Origin of the sequence: Alcanivorax borkumensis SK2 (genome assembly GCF_000009365.1) — a bacterium.
Classification (GTDB): Bacteria; Pseudomonadota; Gammaproteobacteria; order Pseudomonadales; family Alcanivoracaceae; genus Alcanivorax; species Alcanivorax borkumensis.
This window is the reverse complement of sequence record NC_008260.1, coordinates 50,079-72,291: the sequence shown is the minus strand read 5'-3', so window position 1 is coordinate 72,291 and position 22,213 is coordinate 50,079. Positions and strand designations below refer to the sequence as shown.

Here is a 22,213-nt window from a genome sequence, read left to right as displayed (position 1 = left end):
TAGCCTGACTCCGGCTTTTTGTCGAGCAGTTCACATATCGCCGGCACAATATGCCGGCGCATGTATACCGCAAGCTCTATGCCCTAGAACAGCACCCGGGTACGAATGGTGCCGTCGATAGTGCGTAGCTTTTCCAGCGCCAATTGGCTGTAGCCCTTATCCACATCAATAACCACGTAACCAATCTCTTCGTTGGTTTGCAGGTACTGGCCACAAATGTTGATGCCATTTTCGGAGAAAACCGTGTTGATCTGAGTCAGCACGCCGGGCACGTTCTTGTGGGTGTGAAGCAGGCGGTGCATATCTGGATGCGGGGGCAGAGCCACTTCCGGGAAATTCACCGCACCTAAGGTAGCGCCGTTGTCGGAATAACGGATCAGCTTTTCGGACACTTCCGTACCGATGTTGACCTGGGCTTCCTTGGTGGAGCCACCAATGTGCGGAGTCAGAATCACATTATCGAATTCGCGCAGCGGGCTGATGAACTCGTCATCGTTACCTTTCGGCTCTTCCGGGAACACATCGATGGCCGCGCCCAACAGGTGGCCGTCGTTCAGGGCCGCCGCCAACGCTTCAATGTCGACAACCTTGCCGCGCGCATAATTGATCAGGTAACCCTTGGGCTTGATCGCACGGATCTGCTCTTCCTGAATCATCCAGCGGGTATCAGCAGTGTCCGGCACGTGCAGGCTCACCACATCAGACTGGGCCAGCAGATCAGTGAGAGTACCCACCTGCTCAGCGTTACCCAGCGGCAGCTTAGGTACCACGTCGTAGAACTTTACTCTCATGCCCATGGATTCAGCCAACACGCTCACTTGCGCACCGATGTTGCCGTAACCCACGATACCCAAGGTCTTGCCACGGATCTCGTAACTGTCCTTGGCAGACTTCAGCCAGCCACCACGGTGGGCAACCGCATTCTTTTCCGGAATGCCGCGCATCATATTGATGGTGTGAGCAATCACCAATTCCGCCACCGAGCGGGTGTTGGAGTAAGGCGCGTTGAAAACCGGGATACCACGCTTCAGGGCGGCCTTCAGGTCTACCTGGTTAGTGCCAATACAGAAACAGCCAACGCCAATCAGTTTTTCCGCTGCCTCAAACACCTCTTCGGTGAGCTGGGTGCGGGAGCGGATGCCAACAAAATGAGCATCCTTGATTTTGGCAGTCAGGTCATCCCCGGTGAGCGCGGTGGGCAGCAGCTCCACATTGGAGTAACCATTCGCTTTCAGGTTCTCCACGGCGTTTTCGTGGATGCCCTCGAGCAGGAGAACGCGGATCTTATCCTTCTCAAGAGAAGTATCGGCCATGATTCTGTCTCGGTAGCCTGTGAAATGGGCGCGTATGTTAACATAGCGCGCTCAAATTGAGAGCAACCCATGCTGTACTTCTGCTCAAGTCAGCGTGAACCCGTTTCAACCCCCCGGTTAAACCCGTTCAGGAGACCTGTTGATGACTGCCCTTGCCCATGCTGCCTTAGAGCAACTAACTGATTTGCTTGGCAATCGCTGCCTCACCGACCAGGAAAGCGCCGAACGTTACGGGGTCGACTGGACCAAGGTATGGGCACCGGCACCCTGTGCCGTGGCACTGCCGGAAACCACCGAGGAAGTGCAACAGATCGTCGAAATCGCCAACGAGCATGGTTTGCACCTCGTGCCATCCGGGGGTCGCACCGGCCTGTCCGCTGGCGCAGTCGCCGCCAACAATGAGCTAGTCGTGGCCTTTGATCGTATGAATACGATCCTCGATTTCAACGAATTCGACCGCGCCGTCACCGTACAGCCCGGCGTCATTACCCAGCAGCTGCAGGAATTCGCCGAACAGAAAGGTCTGTTCTATCCGGTCGATTTTGCCTCCGCCGGCTCCAGCCAAATCGGCGGCAACATCGGCACCAACGCCGGTGGCATCAAGGTAATTCGCTACGGCATGACCCGCGATTGGATCACCGGCCTGAAAGTGGTCACCGGCAAGGGTGAACTACTGGACCTGAACAAGGGCCTGATCAAGAACGCCACCGGCTATGACTTCCGCCACCTGTTTATCGGCTCTGAAGGCACCCTGGGCTTTGTGGTAGAAGCCACAGTAAAACTGGCCCGCGAGCCCAAAGACCTGACCGCCCTGGTACTGGGCGCGCCAGGCTTCCGGGAAGTAATGAAAATCCTCCATGCCTTCCAGCAGGACATCGACCTCACCGCCTTCGAGTTCTTCTCCGACAAGGCCATGGCCCACGTGCTGGAACACGGTGTCGCCAAGCCTTTCGATACCGAATGCCCGTTCTACTGCCTACTGGAATTCGAGCAATTGTCTGAACAAATTGGCGACCAGGCCATGGCCATTTTTGAACGCTGCGTGGAAGAAGGCTGGGTACTGGACGGCGTCATGAGCCAGTCGCTACAGCAGCTGGATCAGCTGTGGCAGCTGCGCGAACGCATCTCCGAATCCATCGCCCCTCACACCCCCTACAAGAACGACATCTCCGTCACCGTCTCTAAAGTGCCGGACTTTGTCGAAGACATCGACACCGTGGTGCAAGACGCCTACCCGGATTTCGAAATCGTCTGGTTCGGGCACATTGGCGACGGCAACATGCACCTGAACATCCTCAAACCAGCAGACCTGCCCAAGGAAGACTTCTTCGCCAAGTGCAATAACGTCTCCAAGTGGGTGTTCGAGATCGTGCAGAAATACAACGGCTCGATTTCCGCCGAACATGGTGTGGGCATGACCAAGAAACCCTACCTCGAATACTCCCGCAGCCCGGAAGAAATCGCCTGCATGAAAGCGGTGAAACAGGTATTCGACCCCAACAATGTGATGAACCCGGGAAAACTGTTCGATGTTTGATGAGATCAACGAAATCCAAGTAGACCCGGACGGTTACCAACATCGCTGGATCGACGGCTCCGCCATGAACATGCCGGTGGGCAAGGTGGTCTGCGTGGGCCGCAACTACGCCGACCACGCCAAAGAGTTGGGCAATGAAACCCCGGATGCCCCTATTCTGTTTATGAAGCCCGCCACCGCACTAACCAGCCTGCACGAGCCGCTAGTGTTGCCCGAAGGGCAAGGGCCGGTGCACCATGAAGTGGAAATGGTCGTGCTGATCGGCAAACGCATCCGTAAGGAAACCCGCCTGGATCACGTGCGCTTCAGCGTCGCCGCCTACGGCATCGGCCTGGATCTGACCCTGCGCGAAGTGCAGAACCAGTTGAAAGAAAAAGGCCACCCCTGGGAACGGGCCAAAGCCTTCGACGGCGCCGCCCCGGTATCCGGCTTTATCGATGCCCGCGGTATCTCGGTGCGCCAGGACCTGGGCGTTACCCTAGAACTTAACGACGCCGTAAAACAACACGGCCACACCGGCCAAATGCTGTTCCCCACCTTCGAGCTGTTATCGGAAATCAGCCAGACCTTCACCTTGGAACCAGGCGATGTAGTTTTCACCGGCACCCCCGCCGGCGTCGGTCCGCTGAACAGCGGCGACAAGTTCACCGCCAGGCTGGGCAACATCATTCAGGTGTTTGGCTCCGTCGCCTGATAACGGCACAACTCCCGCCGCCGCCTTCCTGGCCCCTCATGATGGGAGCACCCCAGGAACCGCGAAACCGCCAAACACGGTGTTGAATACGGGGATCTCCAGTAGCCTTGGAGCCATAGTGAGGCGCAACGCGCCTCTATGTGATGACCAAAGCAAAACTGCCTGTGAGATTTCTGAGCATGAATGTTTACATCGCGAAGCCCCCAAGGGCGGCATACGGCGTATGTCAGAACAGGTTATCGCTCAGCGATCAAACCACCTAGCCCCTCTCATTACACCCGCACTTATGCCCCAAGCCGCTTTGTGCCAAGCTGCACATTGAGCTAGCAGTGAGGGCAAGCCCCATGAAGAAACTGAAAAACGAGAAAGAGCTGGTCAAGAAAGCCATACAGATAGGGGTCGCCTACGCAGAGAAACGCGGCGTGGTGGAATTTGAAGCAACCGATTCTGCCTCCGAGAAGTTGCTCTATATTTATCGCCTGCTGGTCCATGACAAGATCATCCAGCCATTACCAGAGGACCAGGTGTCGCAACCCACGATTCAGCACAAGCTGGCGATCTGGGCCTCTAAACAACCGTAATGAAACAATAACGCCGTGCTATGGGCTCTGGGTCTTACGCGCGGCAAACACCGTACCCAGCAAAATAATAGCGAGCAGGGCAGCGGTGTCGCTGCCCAAATTACGGTCGTTGATAGCGCTATTATCCTCTGTGAAATAGCGCTCTAACCGTGATTACATCATCCGAAAGTGTTTTCGCAAATTTTCGTTGACCCAGCCGCCCAGCCGTTCACGACCAATACCGTCGACAAAATCCCGCACCTGCTGCGTATAGGCACGATCTTCTTCAAGAATATGGTGGAACAGCCACTTTTCCAAAACCCGCAATAGCGACTCTGCCACGTCGACACCCTCTTCATGACGCCGCAGCAGGGACTCAATGTGAAAGATGAACTTGCGATGCTGAGAGTGGTGATCATCCAGCTTGTCGTAGCCGGCCCGCTCCATCAGTGCTTCCTCAAAACTGAAGTGGGATTCGGTGTAGTCCACCAGATCATAGAGCACTCGGGCCACGCCCAGTTGGGCGCCAGGCTGGCCGACTAGACGGTCTAGGTCGTTGATGTAATCCACGATGCGTTTATGCTGCTGGTCGATGACCAAAATGCCCAGTTCATAGGCCGGGCCCCATACGAGGCGCATGATCCCTCTCCGGTTAGTGGTGTGGAGGCAAGCAATATGGGCTTTACGCTAGCAGCGGGCAGGGTAGCCGATGTAGACATAGATCAATGTTTAAACAGCAGTGTGCTGAGTAAAGTCCACAGCCGAGAAAACCGTCCTCCTACAGACGGTGAGGGTTAAAAGCGGGATAATGACCGCCACAGCCATTCCTCGACTCGGTAGCCCCGCCATGGAAATCAACGTCAACTTCCTCGATAACCTTCGTTTGGAAGCCAAGTTCGACGACTTTACTGTCATCACAGACCAGCCCATCCGCTACAAGGGCGATGGCTCAGCACCCAGCCCATTTGATTATTTCCTGGCATCGTCGGCCATGTGCGCGGCCTATTTTGTGAAGGTGTACTGCAAGGCGCGGGATATCCCCACCGATAATATCCGCTTGTCGCAGAACAACATCGTTGACCCGGAGGACCGCTACAACCAGATCTTCAAGATTCAGGTTGAGCTACCGGAGGATATTTCCGACAAGGACCGCCAGGGGATACTTCGCTCGATTGATCGCTGCACGGTGAAGAAGGTGGTCCAGACCGGGCCTGACTTCCAGATCGAGCAGGTGGACAGCCTCACCGAAGACGCCCAGGCCCTGCTGATGGTGGAACCGGACGAGGCCCACCGTACCTTTATTGAAGGCAAAGACCTGCCGCTGGAGCAGACCATCGCCAACATGACCGCGATCCTCGCGAAATTGGGGATGAAGATCGAGATCGCCTCCTGGCGCAACATCGTTCCCCATGTGTGGTCTCTGCACGTGCGCGACGCCGCCTCCCCCATGTGCTTTACCAACGGTAAGGGCGCCACCAAGGAAGCCGCGCTATGTTCAGCACTGGGCGAATTCATCGAACGCCTAAACTGCAATTTCTTCTACAACGACCAGTTCTTCGGGGAAGAGATCGCCAACAGCAACTTTGTCCATTACCCCAACGAAAAGTGGTTCAAACCCGGGCCCAACGACGCGCTACCCGAGGGCATTCTGGATGACTACTGTTTGGGCATCTATAACCCGGAAGGGGAGTTGGGCGGTTCCAACCTGATTGATACCAACTCCGGCCGTGCCGACCGGGGCATCTGCTCATTACCGTTCGTTCGCCAGTCCGACGGCGAGACCGTGTATTTCCCCTCCAATCTCATTGAAAACCTGTTCCTGAGTAACGGCATGAGTGCCGGCAATACTTTGGCCGAAGCCAAGGTGCAATGCCTGTCGGAAATTTTTGAACGGGCGGTGAAGAAGCACATCATTGAAGAAGAGATTGCCCTGCCGGATGTGCCCCAAGAAGTATTGGCCAAGTATCCCGGCATTGTTGAAGGTATCACCGCCCTGGAGGAACAGGGTTTCCCGGTACTGGTGAAAGACGCCTCTCTAGGCGGGCAGTTTCCGGTTATGTGCGTAACGCTGATGAACCCGCGCACCGGCGGGGTTTTTGCCTCCTTTGGTGCCCACCCAAGCTTCGAAGTCGCACTGGAACGCAGCCTTACCGAGCTGCTGCAAGGTCGCAGCTTCGAAGGCCTCAACGATTTGCCACCGCCCACGTTTAATAGCCAGGAAGTCTGCGAGCCCAACAATTTCGTGGAACACTTCATTGATTCCAGCGGGGTCGTGAGCTGGCGTTTCTTTAGTGCCCAGGCCGATGAATCTTTTTGCGAATGGGATTTCTCTGGCACTACAGAAGAAGAAAGCGCGCGCCTGTTTGGCATTCTCGAAAGCCTGGAGAAAGAAGCCTACGTGGCTGTCTACGAAGAGCTAGGCGCACCGGTGTGCCGGATTTTGGTGCCGGATTTTTCCGAGGTGTACCCGGTGGAAGATCTGGTATGGGACAACACCAACATGGCGCTGGATTACCGCGAGGACATTCTCAATTTGCACCGCCTCAGCGATGAGCAGCTGAGCCAGCTGGTGGAACGGCTGGAAGAAAGCCAGATTGATAACTACACCGACATCATCACCCTGATCGGTATCGAGTTCGATGAGAACACCGTATGGGGCCAGCTCACTATTCTGGAATTGAAGCTGCTGATCTATCTGGCATTACAGCGCCATGAAGATGCGCTGGAGCTGGTGGACATGTTTATTCAGTTCAACGACAACACCGTGGAACGCGGCCTGTTCTACCGAGCTGTTAATGCGGTACTGGAAATTACCCTGGACGAAGAGTTGTCACTGGATGACTACCGCACAAACCTGGGGCGCATGTACGGTGAAGATACCCTGGAAACCGTCATTGGCGCTGTTGAAGGCAGCCTCCGTTTCCCCGGCCTGACCCCCACCAATATGCAACTGGAAGGGCTGGAAAAACACCAACGCCTAATCGAAAGCTATAAAAAGTTGCACGCAGCACGGGCAAAATAAGACTTGAAACAAGCCAGATCAACGCGGAGAAAATATCATGAGCACAATAGCAAAACGGTTTTGGTCGGTGTTGTTACTGCTGGTGCCTGGTTTTGCGCTGGCCGATACAGCGGCAATGGCAACCTATCTCTCTGCCAAACCGTTACGAATGGAGATACGTTATTGTGAGTGCGCGGTCACTGCATCCGATGGTCGCTCAACACGTCCCTTGCCTTCATTCATGGCTTCAGCTGACGCCCTGAACGTTGCTGTGGATATTGAGGATAAAGGGTTCATTGCCTCTGAACCGTTCACTCTGGGCTACGCCATACAGCCGGACCCTGAGCAGCCTGACCAATTCCGCTTCCAGTTCGTTGGTGACTACAGCACCAGCCAACGAGGGCATAGCACCGCACAGGCCACATTGCTTCTGGTAAAGAATCAGTGGGTAACTCTTTTCGGTTCAAGGGCAGGGAATACTGAAACAGGGGTTGCCGTGCGGCTAACCGACGCGACCGGACCATAGACCTGCCAACGCTATCGGCGGTCAGGCGTTAGCCACATTAATAACCACTTTTCCCCGGCAGCGGCCGGAACGGCTGCGGTTATAGGCCGCTTCGCTCTCTGCCAACGTAAAAACGCTATCGATTACTGGTGTCAAAGAACCCGCTTCCACCATGGCCTTTAGTGTTTCCAGATCACGCCGATAAGATTCGACCACCACTGTGCCGGCTTTTTTGCCCAACAGCCGATAGAGCGGGGTGGCCAACATAGATTTGCCATCGCCACCAGTGGAAATGAAGTAGCCCTTCTTGCCCAACAGCGCGGCACACGTTAGCGGCGTTTCATAAGATGTCACATCGAATACCAGATCGAACTCACCTGCCGAATGGCGGTAATCCCCCTGGGTGTAATCAATCACCGCATCCGCCCCTAACTCACGAACAAAATCGGTGTTCCGACCACTGCACACACCGGTGACATGCAGGCCCAGGTTTTTCGCTATTTGAACGGCGAAACTACCCACTCCACCAGACGCGCCGATAATCAATACCTTTTTCCCCGCTTCCGCTTTCCCTTTACGCAACCCTTGCAGCGCGGTGAGGGCGGCCAGAGGCATGGCGGCGGCTTGAGTAAATGACAGGTTCTCCGGCTTTTTTGCAATACGGCGCTGATCAATCAGGGTCAGCTCTGCCAGCGATGCGGTTCGCAGGCGCATATCCATTCCATAAACCGCATCACCGATCTCAAAGTCACTAACATTAGGACCCGTGTCCACCACGATGCCTGCCAGGTCATCACCAAACAGGGGCTTTAGTTGTTTAACCATCACCGGGCTCGCTGCCACCGCCAAATTGTAGTTCAGCTTCCAATCCTTGGGGTTAACCGACGCCGCATGGACGGCCACCAGCACGTCATCCGCTTTTAATCGTCCTGGAGCATCTGTCTCAATCAGGGAGAGGGTGGGCTTGAGGCCCCAGCCGGTGGTAGCGATGGCTTTCATGGTTTAGCTCCTGAGGCATTAATACGGCCCCAAGCTTAACAAAGGGCAAGAGAAGGTGAGCAATCCTATAACGCCAAAGGGATAAGCAGTTTGTGTCAATGAATAACGTTGCTATCCGCCGTCTTTGCTGGAAATAAGCGACTTATTACAGGGCTCAGGATTCTTTTTCATCATAATGTCTCGAACGTTTATCCTTACACCGTAACAGTGCAGGATAGAGCCCTATATTTTCGTATAGCTTCACTCATGATGCTCGCTCTACTAGCCGGCTGAGCCGCTAACACCATAGCAAATTCCAATCACCAGACCTGCCAGCGACCGGCCACGAAAGAACCACACTGGATTTTGGGGCTTTTGCAGAGGCGAGAGGCTTTCTCTAAAGCTCGGCGTACTATTCAAACAATGTTTCTGCCAAGGTTGCTTCATCAAAATGACGACGACCTTTGAACGCGATCGCATGCTCGCCTGGCTGGCGCATGGCGCCGGCAGACGGTATTCCCATGGGCCATAAATAGAACCGCTCTGCCCGTTTTGAGATTGGCACAAGCCCACGGGCATTGAACAGGCTGGCGACAGTACCATCTTGATGTTTCAACGCTCGGAGCGCGTTGGCATCAGCCAGCTGATAGGAGCTGGTAGGTAAGAGATCTGATGTCGGGGTCACGCGAACCAGATAATGGGTGTCTGGCTCCAGCAACAGAGTGATGCGTTGATCATAAGCATCCACCACGTAGCCGGGATAGAACACCGGCTTATCACCCTCTATGTCTGCCGCTTTCAACGTCGGGTCGACAAGATAAATTTTGTGATAACAGCCACATGGGTGAATGCTGTCGTAAAACAGCACCTTGCCATTGGGCTTGAGGGTCACCCGCCAAATCACCCCATCAAGAGAGCCCGCATAAGTATCCAGCCAACCACGTTTCGGGCGCTTGCTGAACCAAAATTGGTAGTTGATTTGTAGAAGGTTTTTGCCACGAAAATGGGTCCAGCTTGGCCAAGTATAACTGACAGGTGTCTCAGTGCGGATTACCGGCGTATGCGTTTCATCTAGCTGAATCTGCCCCGGCACATTCCAAGGCTGGGTGTCGGACACCGCAACAACCGGCGCGTAGTGCGATAACATTGCCTGCCATTGCTCTGTATCCGGCAAAGGTATGCGCAGCGGATTCGCCGACAATACGTCCGGCGCCACCGGCACAGTGCCGCCCGTAGGCGGCGAAAACTGTTGCCGCGGTTGACGCGCCGGATCACGAAAACGCGCACTCATTTCTCGGTGGTAATCATCAATCGATCCTGTGGCCAGCCAGGCCATAAGAGGGTACATCCCGGCTACCCGCAACCACGTAGCATAACTGTCCGGAATTTCGGCTTGGGGTAACACAGAAAAATCTGTTCGGGCGGCGAGCACCGGTAGGCAGGAGGCCAGCAATGTTTGCGCTGTTTGCGGGGAAAATCCATCACTATCCGTGGTTAGCCGCTGAACCAGAACGGACTGATCTCGCCAGGCCTTGGCTGTAGCCAAACGAATCCACTGCTGTTGTTGAGGCTCACTGACGGCCTTGCGCTGCTGAAAGGCTAACCAACGATTCACGCCCAAGTGAGGAAAACCTGTCAGCGTTCGTGCCTGCGCATCACCAATGCCGGCTCGGGCCAAGGCCTGCTGCAAAGCAAAATACCCGGTTTCGCAATCAGTATCAGCCAACCCGGTGAGCGACAGGCTCAGCAACAGTACCGTCAGTGCGTTGCGCATTATTAGCATAGTTCTCCAGCGCGGCCAGCGCCGCTTCCCTCTGCCCAGGTGCGAGCCGCGGTCAGCCAACCATGTGGTATTCCGCCTCCCGTGTTGACTCGTTGCTCATACACCACCGATTACAAGGCTGCGCCTGCAACGCCCCGCGGCACAGCAAGCTAATCAGCCCTCACCTGCCGCCGTTGTTCCGGCGGAGAGCGCATTATACTGTGCCGGCAGCTCAGTATAATAGGCACGAAACCGGCACGCATGAGCAAGCCCTTGGCCTGATACCACCGTCGTTATGCGACTGCACCGGGATTAATAGCACATTAGCCTGTTGCGCCTGCCACAGACCGCGCGGCTTGAACGGTTCCAGGTGCCAACAGCAGAGAACCTATGGCGATGGCGATGGCGATGAGAGAGGGAACAACAAACACCGGGACACTGCGAATCACCCGCACAGTCTGTGTGAGCAATACCTAGTGTGGATCCACTTTGCCACGCAGGGATTTGGTTTTCCCGTGCTTGGTCTTGCTGTCCAGGCGGCGGCGTTTGCTCCCCAGGGTAGGGCGGGTGGCCTTGCGGGGTTTTTGTTCCACCGTCACGCTTTTTATCAACTGGGCCAGCCTGGCTAGGGCATTTTCCTTGTTCATTTCTTGGGTGCGGAACTGCTGGGCCTTGATCACCACTACGCCATCACTAGTAATGCGCTGGTCACTCAACGCCAACAGTCTTTCCTTGTAGCGGTCGGGCAGGGAGGAAGCGCGAATATCGAAACGCAGGTGGATCGCCGAGGCGACCTTGTTCACGTTTTGGCCACCACTGCCCTGGGCGCGAATCGCTTGTAGATCGATCTCGTTGTCCGGAATCTGTAAATCACGACTGACTTGAAGCATAACCATAACTGCGGCAAAGGGATTGCCAGCCTAACAACAAGAAACAGCAATGACTATTATCTCGCCTGGTGCCGCACGCCAATACCCGCTCTTACGGCATCAGCAGCACGGAAGCCCAGCACAAAGAAAACAATCAGCCTTTGCCCCACATACGCGGCAACACGTTAAGCTGACCGGGTTGTTTGCGGTGCAGCAAAGCCATGCCCACATGGCCAATTATCATGACCAGCAACACCCAACCTAATACCCCATGAAGCAGGTTTGCTGGCTCTATCATCCAGGTAATCTTGTCACCCTGGAAGCCCGCCATCAGCTCAATCCCAAAAGGATTAAAGGCTCTACCGGAGCCATATTGGCGCAACAACGCCAAGGCCGGAATTATGAACAATAATCCGTACAGGCTCAGATGCCCCCATTTCGCAGCCAGACTGAGGGAAGGCGGGCGGCGGGCCAGATTGATCAGCGCCCAACCCAAGCGAATCACCAGCAACACCATCAAAACCAGCCCCAGAGGTTTGTGTGTTGGCCAGAAAAACGTTTCAAACGCTGTGTCTTCAAAAGCATAGTGAGACAAAGCCGACAAAAACTGCCAAACCAACAATAGAGCCATGCTCCAGTGCAACAATCGGGTGAGGCTGCCGTAACGCGTGGGGGAATCGTTCAGCGACATGAAGTTCTCCTAGTAGGTCGCACAGGGCGGCCTAAGGTCTTTAGTTATAATTAAATGCTATTTATAAACTATGACAGACAAATGTGCAGGCAATATGGAATGCTCTCGCGGTTCTGAACGTTAAGCCGCAGGCCGAGCTGAGCACCGACCTGCGCACACCGAATCAGACGACCGGGACAGCGAAGTGGATCATTACATGAACCTGCATTTCACCCACAAGGAAGCCGAGAATCGCCCCCACAGTAATCAGTATCCATTCATCCTGCTGAAAAGCCGGGCGTAACAACCCTTCGAATTCTTCTTCGGTCAGTTCCTGCATTTTTTCTACCATGAGGTTTTTCAGGTCCATGGCTTCTTCTGCATAGGCTTCCATATGGCTGAGTGTTTCAGGCAAATACTGCATGACTTTTTCGGATACCGAGCGTTTCATTTCCTGATATTTGGTACTGCCCACCGCAAACACCACCAGCGGTTTAGCCACCCCGGACTGCTCATCTAGCGTCCGTTGTACCTGCTTTTGCACTAGCCCGAATAATCGGTCTGACATGGGCCCTTTGAGAATCGCTTCAATCACGGCAGCCGGAGTAACAATTTCGCTAGCCACCAACTCACCGTAACGAGCCGCAACCTGTTTACGGCGCTTCAAAAACAGACCCTGCCATTCAAACAATCCCAGATACCGCACTGGTTTTTTGGGGTTAAAGATCATTTTCAGGGCCAGCCAATCTGTGAACCAACCGGTAAACAACCCGAACAGGGGGATCACCCAGATGTTATGGGTAAAGGCCCACACCACCGCTTGAATAAGGCCGATGGCAAAACCGAAATAAATGCCGGAATTACGAATAAATTTGAATTCCACATGACCGGCCTCCAAAAACACGCGGTTGAGCAGCTCTTTGTCACGCACCAGAGCATTGATGACTAAATCTTTGAGATCGAAAACCCGGGTGATGTTATTTTTAATATCCTCCATGATCTGTTCGACCATGTGCGGCGCTTCATTCTGGATTCTCTTAATAATTAAACGCTTAACCGATTCCGGCGCGGCCTCCCACAGGCCTGGCTGATATTCTGCAGCCACTTCTCGGGTGATATCTTCCACCGAGCGAATCAAGGGCTCACGAATTTCCTCTGCCACCCGATGAGGATCCAGTTTATTGAATACATCCTCCGGTTTCAGTAATCGCTCCATCATCAGGTCACAGGCAATGCTGGCCATGGTAGCCGCCTTGCCGGGCACAATGCCCTGCCAACCAAAAAATGGCCGCCAGCCGACAAATTGAAGCGGTTTGAACATCATCTTGATGGCCACCACCTTGGTGCCATAACCAATCGCGGCGGCCACAAAAGGCATGGACAGATAGAGCGCCCAATTGGCCTGCACATCAGCCAATATCAGGTTGAGATCGGTAATCACGGGCTACTCCTCAATGTCCGCCGGGGTGGTCATTAACGTCCATAACTGGCGACCCAAAGGACTAATTCGCAGGGTTTCCCTGCGGATAGACAGCTTCGGCAAGTGAATTTGCAACTCTGCCTGCGCCTTACGAAAATCACTGTCGCCTTCACACAATTCGTAATCCGTTCGCAGCGATTCGGTGAAATCGCTAGCGATAACTAGCCCTTGAGCAAACAAATGGTTCAGGTACAGAGCAATGAAGTCGTTACATTGAATACCCGCAGCCCGGCCGGCGTTGGAATAACGGTAGAGGACTTCGCCACGGGAAAAGCGACTGCCGCTATAAAGCGTGAGAAGCGCAAAGGCACTGCCATCCGAAAGCGCCGCCAGCAATCGAGCTTCATCACCGGTTAAGCTCGCCAAATGCCGTTCAACCAGCATGGTCTGTGCCTGGGGAACGCTCTGCTCTATGGACACACCCAGTAATTGATGCAAGTTTTGCGGGCTACCCTCCAATTCACCTGGATGATGAAGTGCTTCCAGGCGCTGTTTTAGCCCGTGCAACAACTCATGCTCTACCTCATGGTAGCGGGCATCCGCCCGCTGTACGGGAGGCAACTGTAGTAATAGTTGCTGAATTCGCGCCCGCAGTGAGGCCGGCGAGAGGGGAGAATCAGGCACGTTGGTTCCCTGTTGTTATTGTCGTTATGGGCACACTCTGGCGTCAGCTCTATGCCTAGCCGCAAAGAATACAGTGCACCCTTTTATTGTTAATTTTCCGGTCTTTTTACCTGGCTGCCAAGTTACCGTGCGTATGTTTTACGCAACGAAAGCACTATCAGGGGCATTCTCGCAGTGCTAAAACGCGTTTGCGCAAGTCGCTGGCTTGCACCTCCTGGGGCGAGACGCCTGTGCCCACGGCCAATTTGATACGTGACCAGAAACGACGGGGCAGATGCGTCAAGGCCTTGCCGCCCTTATGGCTGAAAACGCTACCCCACAGTCCGGATAAGGCCATCGGAATCACCGGCACAGGGCTGTCGCTAACAATTTTTTCAATCCCGGCACGGAATTCATCAATCTCGCCATCTTCGGTTAGCCGGCCTTCTGGAAAAATACACACCACCTCCCCGGCTGCTAATTCTTCTCGAATACGCACAAATGCCTGTTCATAAATCTTCGGGTTACGGGATTTGGAATCAATCGGAATCGTCTTACCGGTGCGGAAAATATAATTTAGCACCGGCATATCGTAAATCGGTTTAAACATGACAAAACGAACCGGACGGCGGATGGCACCTGCCAACAACAATGCATCCACGTAGCTCACATGATTACAGACCAGCATGCAGGGGCCTTCATCCGGAATATTGTCCATTCCTGTATGCTTTACACGGTACATGGTGTGGGTAAGCATCCACACCAACAAGCGGATCAGAAATTCCGGCACCACGGTATAAATATAAGCAGCCACCAGAATATTGCTCAGCGCAAGGGCAAGGAAAAACTGTGGAACCGTTATTTCCAACAAACCAACCAAGACAATACCCGCCACCGCGGACAAGACCATCAACAAGGCATTAAGGATATTGTTGGCGGCAATGATTCGCGACAGGTGCTTAGGGTTGGCCCGGTGCTGGATAAAGGCAAACAATGGCACAATATAGAAGCCACCGAACACCCCAATACCGAGCAGATCCAGTAGCACCCGATAACCACCAGGCTGCTGTAGAAAGCTGGCAACGCCGATATTATTATTCGTTACCGAGCCAACGCCTGCCAACCCGGCATAAGAAAAGAACAAATCGATACCGAACACGCTCAAGCCAATAGACCCCAACGGCACCAGCCCCAGCTCTACCCGTTTGCCCGAGAGCTTTTCACACAGGAATGAGCCTAAGCCGATCCCCACGGAAAAGGTGCCCAGTAGCAGGGCGTACAAACCATCGGTACCGAACAGATAATCGTCCACGTAGACTTTCAGCTGCGTGGTATATGCCGCCCCCATAAACCAGAACCAGGAAATCGCCAGCACACACATCCACACGGATTTCACTTCCCGTGCATAGCCAACGATGTGCCAGGTTTCTTTCCACAAATTCCAGTTAATCTTGATGGATGAATCCGCTGCCGGCGCGGCAGGAATCCCTCTAGCAGCCAGGTAACCCAACAGCGCCAGCCCCACCACGGTCATGGCAACCACGCCATCGCCCACGCCGTCCATCTTCAGAAAAACGCCAGAAATGGAGCCCAGCAGGATCGCCAGAAAGGTACCCATTTCCACCAACGCGTTGCCAGAAACCAACTCCTTGTCTGTCAGATGTTGGGGAATAATCGAATACTTAATCGGCCCGAAAAAAGTGGATTGCAGGCCCATACAAAACAGCACCGCCAACAGAAAATAGACACCATCAAAAAAGAACCCTACTGCGGCGGCGCACATAATGAACACCTCTACCATCTTGATCTTGCGCACCAGGGTTGCCTTGTCGTACTTGTCTGCCACTTGGCCAGCTAGGGCAGAAAATAAAAAGAACGGGACGATGAACAGCGCTAACGCTACATTGTTCAGTGTGTTGACGCTGACCGTGCTAACCACGCCAGAAGCAATAAGAAGAATCAGCGCTTGGCGAAACACATTATCGTTAAAGGCGCCCAAAAATTGAGTAAAGAAAAACGGCCCGAAACGCCGTGAAACCAATAATGAAAACAACCCTTTTTTCACTGTTTATTCCTTTTTCCGTTGTCGCCATCATCAGTTTCAATAGGCGAGCTAAAATTTGCACTCTCAACTGCTCTCCAGTCCCGCCCAGCTTTTCAGATAATTTTCTAGCAACGAATCCAACATCGCCTGTTCATCCACATCACCGGTTACCTCTAGTTTGTTCTCCGCCGCCAATACGGCAATACCATGAACACTGCTCCACAGAGTTCGGGCTGCCAGATGGACCGCCTCGGTGGGCTGCCGGCCCGCCATCCGAGCCATTTGCTGTTCCACTCTCTCGAACAACAGCCCTGTGCGTTGCTGATACCAAGACGGCACGGGCGCTTCATGCTGCATACGGTGCATAAAGACCATCTGCCACAGGGCAGTTTGCGTGCGTGCCAAGTTCAAGTAGGCGCTAGCCATCTGGTGCAATGCTTGGAAAGGGGCCAGATCAGCCGGTGCCATCATATCCGCCAACAAGATATCGAGAGTGGCCGCATTCGCATGCAAAATCAGGTCATCAAGATTGGTAAAAACGTGATATAGCATCCCCGGGGTATAACGTATTTTTTCAGCGACCTTGCGCACACTGAGTTTGGCCAGCCCTTGCTCTGCGACCAATTCACGCACCGCTTCGATTGCCAGTGCCTGAAGTTCTTCACGACTATGTTGATTTCGGCGTGCCATAGTTAATGCTCAATCATTTTTTTGTTTTAGACATACAGCCGGCATCAGACAAACAATGGCCATACGATAGTGAACGGCCTTTGTTGGCTAATGCACCATTATTCTCGTTACAAGCACGCCAGACTATCTCCATCACGCGCCATTCTTTGCCGGGCACCCGCGTCATTATTCTCTTTCATACGGTGTTCAATCAATACAACGATTAAACATCGTTTAATAAAGGGCGGTTACCGAGTATCACATAGCGTGCTCAGCAGGATGGAGCCCCCGGGCGGCGGCCAATGGGACGGGCGGGATTACCGGCCACGATGGTCCAAGGCGGCACATCACGGGTGACCACCGCCCCCATGCCTACCACCGCATGGTCCCCCAGAGTAACGCCATCAACGATGCCCACCCGGGCACCAATCCAGACATCACAGCCAATGCGAATCCCACGGGAGTTCACTGGCTGCTCGCGCACCAACCGGTCCGCCTCCATGCCATGGTTAAACGCAAAAAGGGTGCAATAGGCGGCAATGCGGGTGTCATCACCGATCTCAATACCCGCTGCCCCACCTTCCAGGCTCACATGATGATTAATACTGACCCGTTGCCCCAACCGAACAGGGCCATGAATAACGCAATCAGCGGCAATTTGGCAGCCATCTCCCACGAAAATATCGCGACCCGGCTCGGCTAACAGAACCGCCTGTGGCGCTACAAAGCAATCCGTCCCGCAATGCACCGTTTCCAGCGCCATCAACCGCTGCTGGATCCCTTGCTGCCAGGGCTCCACCCAAGCTCGATGCCTGAGTTTCAAGCGACCATACAGCCAAGGCATGTAGGCAAGACGTTGTTTGTGTTGTTCACGGTAATCGTCTTCACTCATTGAGCCCCCTGGCCGGCAGCCTACGACGCTGTAGAAGTCCCTATACAAAAAATAGCAGTTTAGCAGTCCCCGCCCTTGCAGTAGCATAACGCCCGAAGACAAGGAGAACACCGTGAAGAAACTACTGCCCTTTGCAATAACCCTAGTACTCGCCGGCTGTCAGAATATGGAATCAGCCATGCCCTGGATCAACATGGGCAACGAGATGGCCAAAAATGCCGGTTACAACACCGACGAAAAACTGGCTGCCGGAATCAAAGAAGCCCTCATCAAAGGCACCGATGTGGCCGCCAACCAGCTGTCTCAGGAAGGGGCCATGAATATGAAATTGCCCAAAAGCGCAGATCCGGTTACCAATACGTTGCGTAACTTTGGCCTTGGCAGCTACGTGGATCAGCTGGAAACGGCCATGAACCGCGGCGCAGAAAAGGCGGTGGCGTCCGGCGCCCCCGTATTCAAAGACGCCATCAACGCTATGAGCGTAGAGGATGCCCTAGGAATCATTCAAGGCGGGGACACCGCCGCTACCACCTACTTCCGTGGCGAGACCGAGAGTAGCCTGCGAGAGCGCTTCCAGCCCATCGTGGAAGATAACCTGCGCCAGACCGGTTTTTATGACCAATACCAAACAATGCTGGGCACCTATAATAAGTTACCACTTACCAACAAGCCCAATCTCGATCTGGAAAGCTACGTTATCGACAACAGCATGAATGAGCTATACACACGCATCGGCGAGCAGGAAACCTTGATTCGGCAGAACCCCATGCAGCAGGGTAGCGCTCTGATCGGAGCAGTATTTGGCAACGCTAACTAGCCAGCCAAAACTCTTGCAGGAGCATCGCTGGCGGCGTGACTGAAGATGAGGCGCTGGAACGTAACGAGCTTCCAGCGGTGAAGATGACAATGCCGGCACAACCTAAAGCGCTGTGCCGGCGAGCCCAAACACTGGCAGCAGGTAACATTAATGCCAATCCGAGCCATACTGCGCTGCGGTTTGTCACTGCTCTTACGCTACCTGCGCTAACGTTAGCTGGGCGAACCGGGCAAGGATAGCGCTGGCATCCCGGCATTCGCGCACATTCTGAAGGTGCGTATCTACCTGTTGCTGCATCAAGCCCTCGCCACTCAACCTCTGCAAGTAGGAACGCATCACATCTGCACTGAATTCAGGATGGAACTGCACTCCCCATACCCGTTCGCCATAACGGAACGCCTGGCAGGCATCGTGCACATTACTGGCCAGCACGGTGCTGCCCGGGGGAGGAGTAAGCACTGACTGCCTGTGCACCACTTGCGCCCACGGGTGACCAGCCATGGCGCCTAACAGCGCATCCTGCTGCCCAGCCGCAGTAAACCGCAGCGGCACGGTGCCCACCTGCATCCCCAGGGGATTATCCGCCACCTCCCCGCCCAGCACCTGGGCCAGCAATTGGTGACCAAAGCACAGCCCCAGCACTGGCAACTGCTGGGCGTTCTCTAGGGTAGAAAAAAGCCAGTGGGCCAGCTTTTTCATCCACGGTTTCGCCTCGGTGACCATGGCGTGAGAGCCGGTAATCACCACACCTGCCAGCGATTCCGGGGCAGGCAGCGGCCCCTCCTTAATGGCATCCACCCGTATCACGGGTGATAACTGGCCCAATCCCTGGGCTATCCAGTCATCGAAATCGCCATAATGCTGGCGAATTTGCGGGTAGGTATGGCCGGTTTGAATAATCGCGATTGGCTTGAGACTGCTCATAATACTCTCCTTGTATGAAGGAGCCTCAGCAAGGGATGTACCAACTTTTCAGTAATAGACTGAAACGCGGGAATAAAGAGAGAATTAGGGGGCCTCTGAAACCCCCTTACGCGGTCGAGAGTAAGCGTGCGGCTTACCGCCCACCTTTTTTATTACAGGGGCATATCGTGGTGAGTATAAGCCCGGCTAAATGAGGGAAGAGGATGACCGGTCATCACCGCTGCCGACAGAACGTCAAACGAGGAGAGCACCGAGCTGAATGTTAAGGAAAGGGCCCCGCCAAAGCAGAGGCCCAAAGGCTCAGACCTTCAAATACTTGGCCGCCTTGCCGTCAGCCTTCTTGGCCAGCGGTTTGAGTTCCGCAATTTTCTTGCAGACCTCATCGCATTCTTCCTTGCTCAAGGCATGCCCTTCCACCGCCTTATGCAACTGGGACATGTAATTATCCAGTACGGAGATCACCGACAAGTGAACCACCGGTGCAATCGACGATTTTTTCTTTTGCGGGCCCTGTTGGCGATGAGCCTGCTCCCAACGCTTCTCGAACTCCTTGTGACTCAAAGACATATTGAACTCCTTTTCAGAATGTCAGCTTACTGACGTTAATGCTGCTCAGGCCCAGCCCGCCACCAGAGATGCCCTCCAATGCCACCGGCAAGCTAATTTCGTTGAGAGAAACATTACCCAACTTCGCCGACAACTGGGCATCCTTGAGGGTCATGCTACCCACATTGAGATGGACCGTTGGCGTGACGGCAATGGTGACTTTTAGAATCCCTAGGTCCACCGTCAGCGATTTGTCGGAGGCAGTGGCATCGGCATCAAAGGCACCACTTTGCGCGCTGGGCAAGCTAATAGAAGGAATATTCACATTACTGAGGCTAGCGCCAGGCAGCTTAAGCTGTCCGGTTGGTGCAGCGTGATTGACCCGCAGTGACTCACCTTCAGCGGCGGGTACGCTTAACGAGCTAAGCGATAATTCACCAATCCCCATGCCGGATACCGACAAACCGGCACTGGGCAGCCCCAACTTGTCTAACCGCATTCCGGCAATTTCCAAGCTCCCCAAATCCAAGTCACGGATCGGCTGCATATCGGCAACCAAACCTGGGATGTCGATGGCCGGAATCTGCAGGTCTATATCAGCCAGGTCGGGAATAGTAATAGTGCCCAAATCCACCGGGACATCCAGGCTGCCAAGACTTTCACTGCCATCCCAGTTACCAATCCAGCCTAGATCGATTTCCCAATCCAGCCGTAAACCCAACTCCACAATGCTGCGCACCTGATTGAGAACCGCACTGGCGTTATTGAGGCTGGCCGAGCCGTTAGTCACACTTAGGGTGCCAATGCTGGCGCTACCCAGCGAAACCTTGTCGACCTTGAGATTACTGAGCATGCCACTATCAACCTTGACCTGGTCGATAGCGATCTTGCGGGATACTTGGGCTCCGAGCAGGCCCAGACGAGTCAATAGATCCCGAGAACCCGGGAACGATTCCATCAAGCTGTCAGCGGACAGCCTTTCCTTAAGTGGCATAAGGTGCCTCCTTGGCGTTGTCATTTTCAGCGCTGCCTACGGTGTAGCCGTGAGGCGCCCTGCTCAACATAAAGGGGCCGTGCCGGGTAAACTATACTGCAAACGTACCAATTTACCGTTATCTGAAGTGAGCCCTTAATCCTCCGTATAGGAGGCGCATGCTCCTTCTGCTTAGGGCGCGTATACTTGCCTGCTAGCCATTACAGGGAGACCCAACCCCATGCCGTCTTTTGACATTGTTTCCGAGATTGATGAAGTGGCCCTTCGCCATGCAGTGGAGAACGCCAACCGTGAACTTTCCACCCGGTTTGATTTCCGTGGCGTAGAAGCCAGCATCGCGCAGAACGGCTTGGCCGTTACCCTGAAAACCGAATCCGATTTCCAGGTACGTCAGCTGGAAGAATTGTTTACCAAAGCCTGCCTGAAGCAGAACATCAGCGCCGCCGGTGCCGACAAACCCGAAGAGCTTGAGCACAGCGGCAAGACCTTCTCGCTTACACTGACTTTCCGTCAGGGCATCGACCAGCCCGTGGCCAAACAAATCGTCAAGCTCATTAAGGAAAGCAAGATCAAGGTGCAGGCATCTATTCAAGGCGACCAAGTACGAGTAAACGGCAAAAAACGCGATGACTTGCAGGCCGTAATGGCCCTGCTGCGAGAATCGAAAATCGAAACGCCGCTGCAATTTAATAACTTTAGAGATTAAGCCGCGCCCCCCAACCCCTTAAGCACCAGCAACCGATTACAGGAATAGTGTTATGTCCGCGCCTACTTCAGCCGTACAGAGACTTAATATGTTTTGGTTTCTGGTGCTCTCAGCACCGCTTTTGATCGGCATAGCCATTGCCGGCCTAGTCTGGTTCGGTAACTACACGGCCTCCATAGAATGGCTGCCGCAAGACACCCTACGCACGGGGGCCATGGGCGCCATGGCACTCATGCTAGTGATTGCCAGGCCGCTGCGTAATGCACTGCTAGCCCCCTCCACCATTGCCCAGCGTTCGGTTCAAACCACCACCCCCGCTGACCCTGCCGGGGACACGGCGGTATTCAAGGTTCAAGCCAGCATGTTTATGCTGTTGGGCATTCTCGATGCGGTATCCATGATTGTTATCGCTCTTAGCCTAATGCAAGCGGATGCCCTGCTAGCCCTGCTCAACGGTGTTTATACTCTGGTTCTGGCGATTATCGCCCGCCCAGATTTTGCTGCTCTACTAGACGCCACCCGTAACCAACTGACACAAAAGGGATAACCCGCAAAATCAATTCCTATTGAACACCCCAAGACATGGCTTGTTAATGAACGCCGTTTAACAAAGCCCTCCGCCACAGGTAAAACAGTGCCCATGATTCAT

Annotated in this window: 22 protein-coding genes; 8 read left to right on the top strand and 14 right to left on the bottom strand. The window is 54.2% G+C overall.

Going from position 1 to position 22,213, the window contains the following annotated elements; genetic code table 11:
• Positions 1-83: 83 nt before the first annotated feature.
• Complete coding sequence (serA, locus tag ABO_RS00345) at positions 84-1,313, bottom strand: phosphoglycerate dehydrogenase (RefSeq protein ID WP_011587366.1); 1,230 nt, start codon at positions 1,311-1,313, stop codon at positions 84-86.
• Positions 1,314-1,455: 142 nt separating this feature from the next.
• Here serA and ABO_RS00340 point away from each other — a divergent pair, with 142 nt between their 5' ends.
• From ABO_RS00340 to ABO_RS00330, 3 genes are all read left to right on the top strand, one after another.
• Entirely contained in the window at positions 1,456-2,850 is a 1,395-nt protein-coding gene (locus ABO_RS00340) for an FAD-binding oxidoreductase (RefSeq protein ID WP_035461604.1), read from the top strand.
• The gene (locus ABO_RS00335; protein WP_011587364.1) at positions 2,843-3,544 is read left to right on the top strand and encodes a fumarylacetoacetate hydrolase family protein; all 702 of its coding nucleotides are present in this window, start codon (positions 2,843-2,845) and stop codon (positions 3,542-3,544) included. The genes ABO_RS00340 and ABO_RS00335 overlap by 8 nt, the downstream gene beginning before the upstream one ends.
• A gap of 344 nt (positions 3,545-3,888) precedes the next feature.
• Positions 3,889-4,125: a DUF5062 family protein gene (locus ABO_RS00330; protein WP_035461606.1), complete on the top strand. Its 237-nt coding sequence runs from the start codon at positions 3,889-3,891 to the stop codon at positions 4,123-4,125.
• Between the two features lie 153 nt (positions 4,126-4,278).
• Here the strand turns inward: ABO_RS00330 and ABO_RS00325 are convergent, their stop codons facing one another.
• A complete protein-coding gene (locus tag ABO_RS00325; protein WP_011587362.1) occupies positions 4,279-4,743 on the bottom strand; it encodes a bacteriohemerythrin in 465 nt (154 codons plus the stop codon).
• Between the two features lie 208 nt (positions 4,744-4,951).
• Here ABO_RS00325 and ABO_RS00320 point away from each other — a divergent pair, with 208 nt between their 5' ends.
• Positions 4,952-7,126, top strand: a complete 2,175-nt coding sequence (locus ABO_RS00320; RefSeq protein ID WP_041705193.1) for an OsmC domain/YcaO domain-containing protein — start codon at positions 4,952-4,954, stop codon at positions 7,124-7,126.
• Between the two features lie 37 nt (positions 7,127-7,163).
• Positions 7,164-7,631: a hypothetical protein gene (locus tag ABO_RS00315; RefSeq protein WP_011587360.1), complete on the top strand. Its 468-nt coding sequence runs from the start codon at positions 7,164-7,166 to the stop codon at positions 7,629-7,631.
• A 21-nt stretch (positions 7,632-7,652) separates the two neighbouring features.
• Here the strand turns inward: ABO_RS00315 and ABO_RS00310 are convergent, their stop codons facing one another.
• The 9 genes from ABO_RS00310 to ABO_RS00270 all read right to left on the bottom strand — a co-directional run bounded on the left by ABO_RS00310 (position 7,653) and on the right by ABO_RS00270 (position 17,577).
• The gene (locus ABO_RS00310) at positions 7,653-8,609 is read right to left on the bottom strand and encodes an NAD(P)-dependent alcohol dehydrogenase (RefSeq protein ID WP_011587359.1); all 957 of its coding nucleotides are present in this window, start codon (positions 8,607-8,609) and stop codon (positions 7,653-7,655) included.
• A gap of 391 nt (positions 8,610-9,000) precedes the next feature.
• Positions 9,001-10,371, bottom strand: coding sequence for a hypothetical protein (locus ABO_RS00305; RefSeq protein ID WP_011587358.1), 1,371 nt, complete (start codon positions 10,369-10,371; stop codon positions 9,001-9,003).
• A 452-nt stretch (positions 10,372-10,823) separates the two neighbouring features.
• Entirely contained in the window at positions 10,824-11,240 is a 417-nt protein-coding gene (gene arfB / locus ABO_RS00300) for an alternative ribosome rescue aminoacyl-tRNA hydrolase ArfB (protein ID WP_035459646.1), read from the bottom strand.
• Between the two features lie 133 nt (positions 11,241-11,373).
• Positions 11,374-11,910 (bottom strand): cytochrome b, encoded by a 537-nt coding sequence (locus tag ABO_RS00295; protein ID WP_011587356.1) that lies wholly within the window; start codon positions 11,908-11,910, stop codon positions 11,374-11,376.
• Between the two features lie 163 nt (positions 11,911-12,073).
• Positions 12,074-13,330 (bottom strand): hypothetical protein, encoded by a 1,257-nt coding sequence (locus ABO_RS00290; protein WP_011587355.1) that lies wholly within the window; start codon positions 13,328-13,330, stop codon positions 12,074-12,076.
• 3 nt (positions 13,331-13,333) lie between these two features.
• On the bottom strand, positions 13,334-13,993 hold the full coding sequence (locus ABO_RS00285) for a hypothetical protein (RefSeq protein ID WP_101234992.1): 660 nt from the start codon (positions 13,991-13,993) through the stop codon (positions 13,334-13,336).
• 157 nt (positions 13,994-14,150) lie between these two features.
• The gene (locus tag ABO_RS00280) at positions 14,151-16,037 is read right to left on the bottom strand and encodes an MFS transporter (protein ID WP_041704549.1); all 1,887 of its coding nucleotides are present in this window, start codon (positions 16,035-16,037) and stop codon (positions 14,151-14,153) included.
• A 63-nt stretch (positions 16,038-16,100) separates the two neighbouring features.
• Complete coding sequence (locus ABO_RS00275; RefSeq protein WP_011587352.1) at positions 16,101-16,706, bottom strand: TetR/AcrR family transcriptional regulator; 606 nt, start codon at positions 16,704-16,706, stop codon at positions 16,101-16,103.
• A 250-nt stretch (positions 16,707-16,956) separates the two neighbouring features.
• Complete coding sequence (locus ABO_RS00270) at positions 16,957-17,577, bottom strand: acyltransferase (RefSeq protein WP_011587351.1); 621 nt, start codon at positions 17,575-17,577, stop codon at positions 16,957-16,959.
• A 112-nt stretch (positions 17,578-17,689) separates the two neighbouring features.
• Here ABO_RS00270 and ABO_RS00265 point away from each other — a divergent pair, with 112 nt between their 5' ends.
• Positions 17,690-18,394, top strand: a complete 705-nt coding sequence (locus ABO_RS00265; RefSeq protein WP_011587350.1) for a DUF4197 domain-containing protein — start codon at positions 17,690-17,692, stop codon at positions 18,392-18,394.
• A 192-nt stretch (positions 18,395-18,586) separates the two neighbouring features.
• Here ABO_RS00265 and ABO_RS00260 read toward each other — a convergent pair whose 3' ends face one another.
• The 3 genes from ABO_RS00260 to ABO_RS00250 all read right to left on the bottom strand — a co-directional run bounded on the left by ABO_RS00260 (position 18,587) and on the right by ABO_RS00250 (position 20,858).
• A complete protein-coding gene (locus ABO_RS00260; protein ID WP_011587349.1) occupies positions 18,587-19,318 on the bottom strand; it encodes a glutamine amidotransferase in 732 nt (243 codons plus the stop codon).
• 300 nt (positions 19,319-19,618) lie between these two features.
• Complete coding sequence (locus tag ABO_RS00255) at positions 19,619-19,885, bottom strand: hypothetical protein (protein WP_011587348.1); 267 nt, start codon at positions 19,883-19,885, stop codon at positions 19,619-19,621.
• Positions 19,886-19,898: 13 nt separating this feature from the next.
• Positions 19,899-20,858, bottom strand: a complete 960-nt coding sequence (locus ABO_RS00250) for a hypothetical protein (protein ID WP_011587347.1) — start codon at positions 20,856-20,858, stop codon at positions 19,899-19,901.
• A 220-nt stretch (positions 20,859-21,078) separates the two neighbouring features.
• On the opposite strand from ABO_RS00250, the gene ABO_RS00245 reads away from it, so the two are divergent.
• On the top strand, positions 21,079-21,564 hold the full coding sequence (locus ABO_RS00245; protein WP_011587346.1) for a YajQ family cyclic di-GMP-binding protein: 486 nt from the start codon (positions 21,079-21,081) through the stop codon (positions 21,562-21,564).
• Positions 21,565-21,652: 88 nt separating this feature from the next.
• Positions 21,653-22,111, top strand: a complete 459-nt coding sequence (locus tag ABO_RS00240; protein ID WP_101234994.1) for a hypothetical protein — start codon at positions 21,653-21,655, stop codon at positions 22,109-22,111.
• Positions 22,112-22,213 lie beyond the last annotated feature (102 nt).

What these genes read in the sequence shown, in the direction of transcription:
- ABO_RS00240 (WP_101234994.1), top strand. Translation starts at nt 21,653, where the DNA reads ATGTTTTGGTTTCTGGTGCTCTCAGCACCGCTTTTGATCGGCATAGCC.
- ABO_RS00270 (WP_011587351.1), bottom strand. Translation starts at nt 17,577, where the DNA reads ATGAGTGAAGACGATTACCGTGAACAACACAAACAACGTCTTGCCTAC.
- ABO_RS00340 (WP_035461604.1), top strand. Translation starts at nt 1,456, where the DNA reads ATGACTGCCCTTGCCCATGCTGCCTTAGAGCAACTAACTGATTTGCTT.
- ABO_RS00335 (WP_011587364.1), top strand. Translation starts at nt 2,843, where the DNA reads ATGTTTGATGAGATCAACGAAATCCAAGTAGACCCGGACGGTTACCAA.
- ABO_RS00245 (WP_011587346.1), top strand. Translation starts at nt 21,079, where the DNA reads ATGCCGTCTTTTGACATTGTTTCCGAGATTGATGAAGTGGCCCTTCGC.
- ABO_RS00315 (WP_011587360.1), top strand. Translation starts at nt 7,164, where the DNA reads ATGAGCACAATAGCAAAACGGTTTTGGTCGGTGTTGTTACTGCTGGTG.
- ABO_RS00275 (WP_011587352.1), bottom strand. Translation starts at nt 16,706, where the DNA reads ATGGCACGCCGAAATCAACATAGTCGTGAAGAACTTCAGGCACTGGCA.
- arfB (WP_035459646.1), bottom strand. Translation starts at nt 11,240, where the DNA reads ATGCTTCAAGTCAGTCGTGATTTACAGATTCCGGACAACGAGATCGAT.
- ABO_RS00330 (WP_035461606.1), top strand. Translation starts at nt 3,889, where the DNA reads ATGAAGAAACTGAAAAACGAGAAAGAGCTGGTCAAGAAAGCCATACAG.
- ABO_RS00320 (WP_041705193.1), top strand. Translation starts at nt 4,952, where the DNA reads ATGGAAATCAACGTCAACTTCCTCGATAACCTTCGTTTGGAAGCCAAG.
- ABO_RS00305 (WP_011587358.1), bottom strand. Translation starts at nt 10,371, where the DNA reads ATGCTAATAATGCGCAACGCACTGACGGTACTGTTGCTGAGCCTGTCG.
- ABO_RS00325 (WP_011587362.1), bottom strand. Translation starts at nt 4,743, where the DNA reads ATGCGCCTCGTATGGGGCCCGGCCTATGAACTGGGCATTTTGGTCATC.
- ABO_RS00260 (WP_011587349.1), bottom strand. Translation starts at nt 19,318, where the DNA reads ATGAGCAGTCTCAAGCCAATCGCGATTATTCAAACCGGCCATACCTAC.
- ABO_RS00255 (WP_011587348.1), bottom strand. Translation starts at nt 19,885, where the DNA reads ATGTCTTTGAGTCACAAGGAGTTCGAGAAGCGTTGGGAGCAGGCTCAT.
- ABO_RS00250 (WP_011587347.1), bottom strand. Translation starts at nt 20,858, where the DNA reads ATGCCACTTAAGGAAAGGCTGTCCGCTGACAGCTTGATGGAATCGTTC.
- ABO_RS00295 (WP_011587356.1), bottom strand. Translation starts at nt 11,910, where the DNA reads ATGTCGCTGAACGATTCCCCCACGCGTTACGGCAGCCTCACCCGATTG.
- ABO_RS00310 (WP_011587359.1), bottom strand. Translation starts at nt 8,609, where the DNA reads ATGAAAGCCATCGCTACCACCGGCTGGGGCCTCAAGCCCACCCTCTCC.
- serA (WP_011587366.1), bottom strand. Translation starts at nt 1,313, where the DNA reads ATGGCCGATACTTCTCTTGAGAAGGATAAGATCCGCGTTCTCCTGCTC.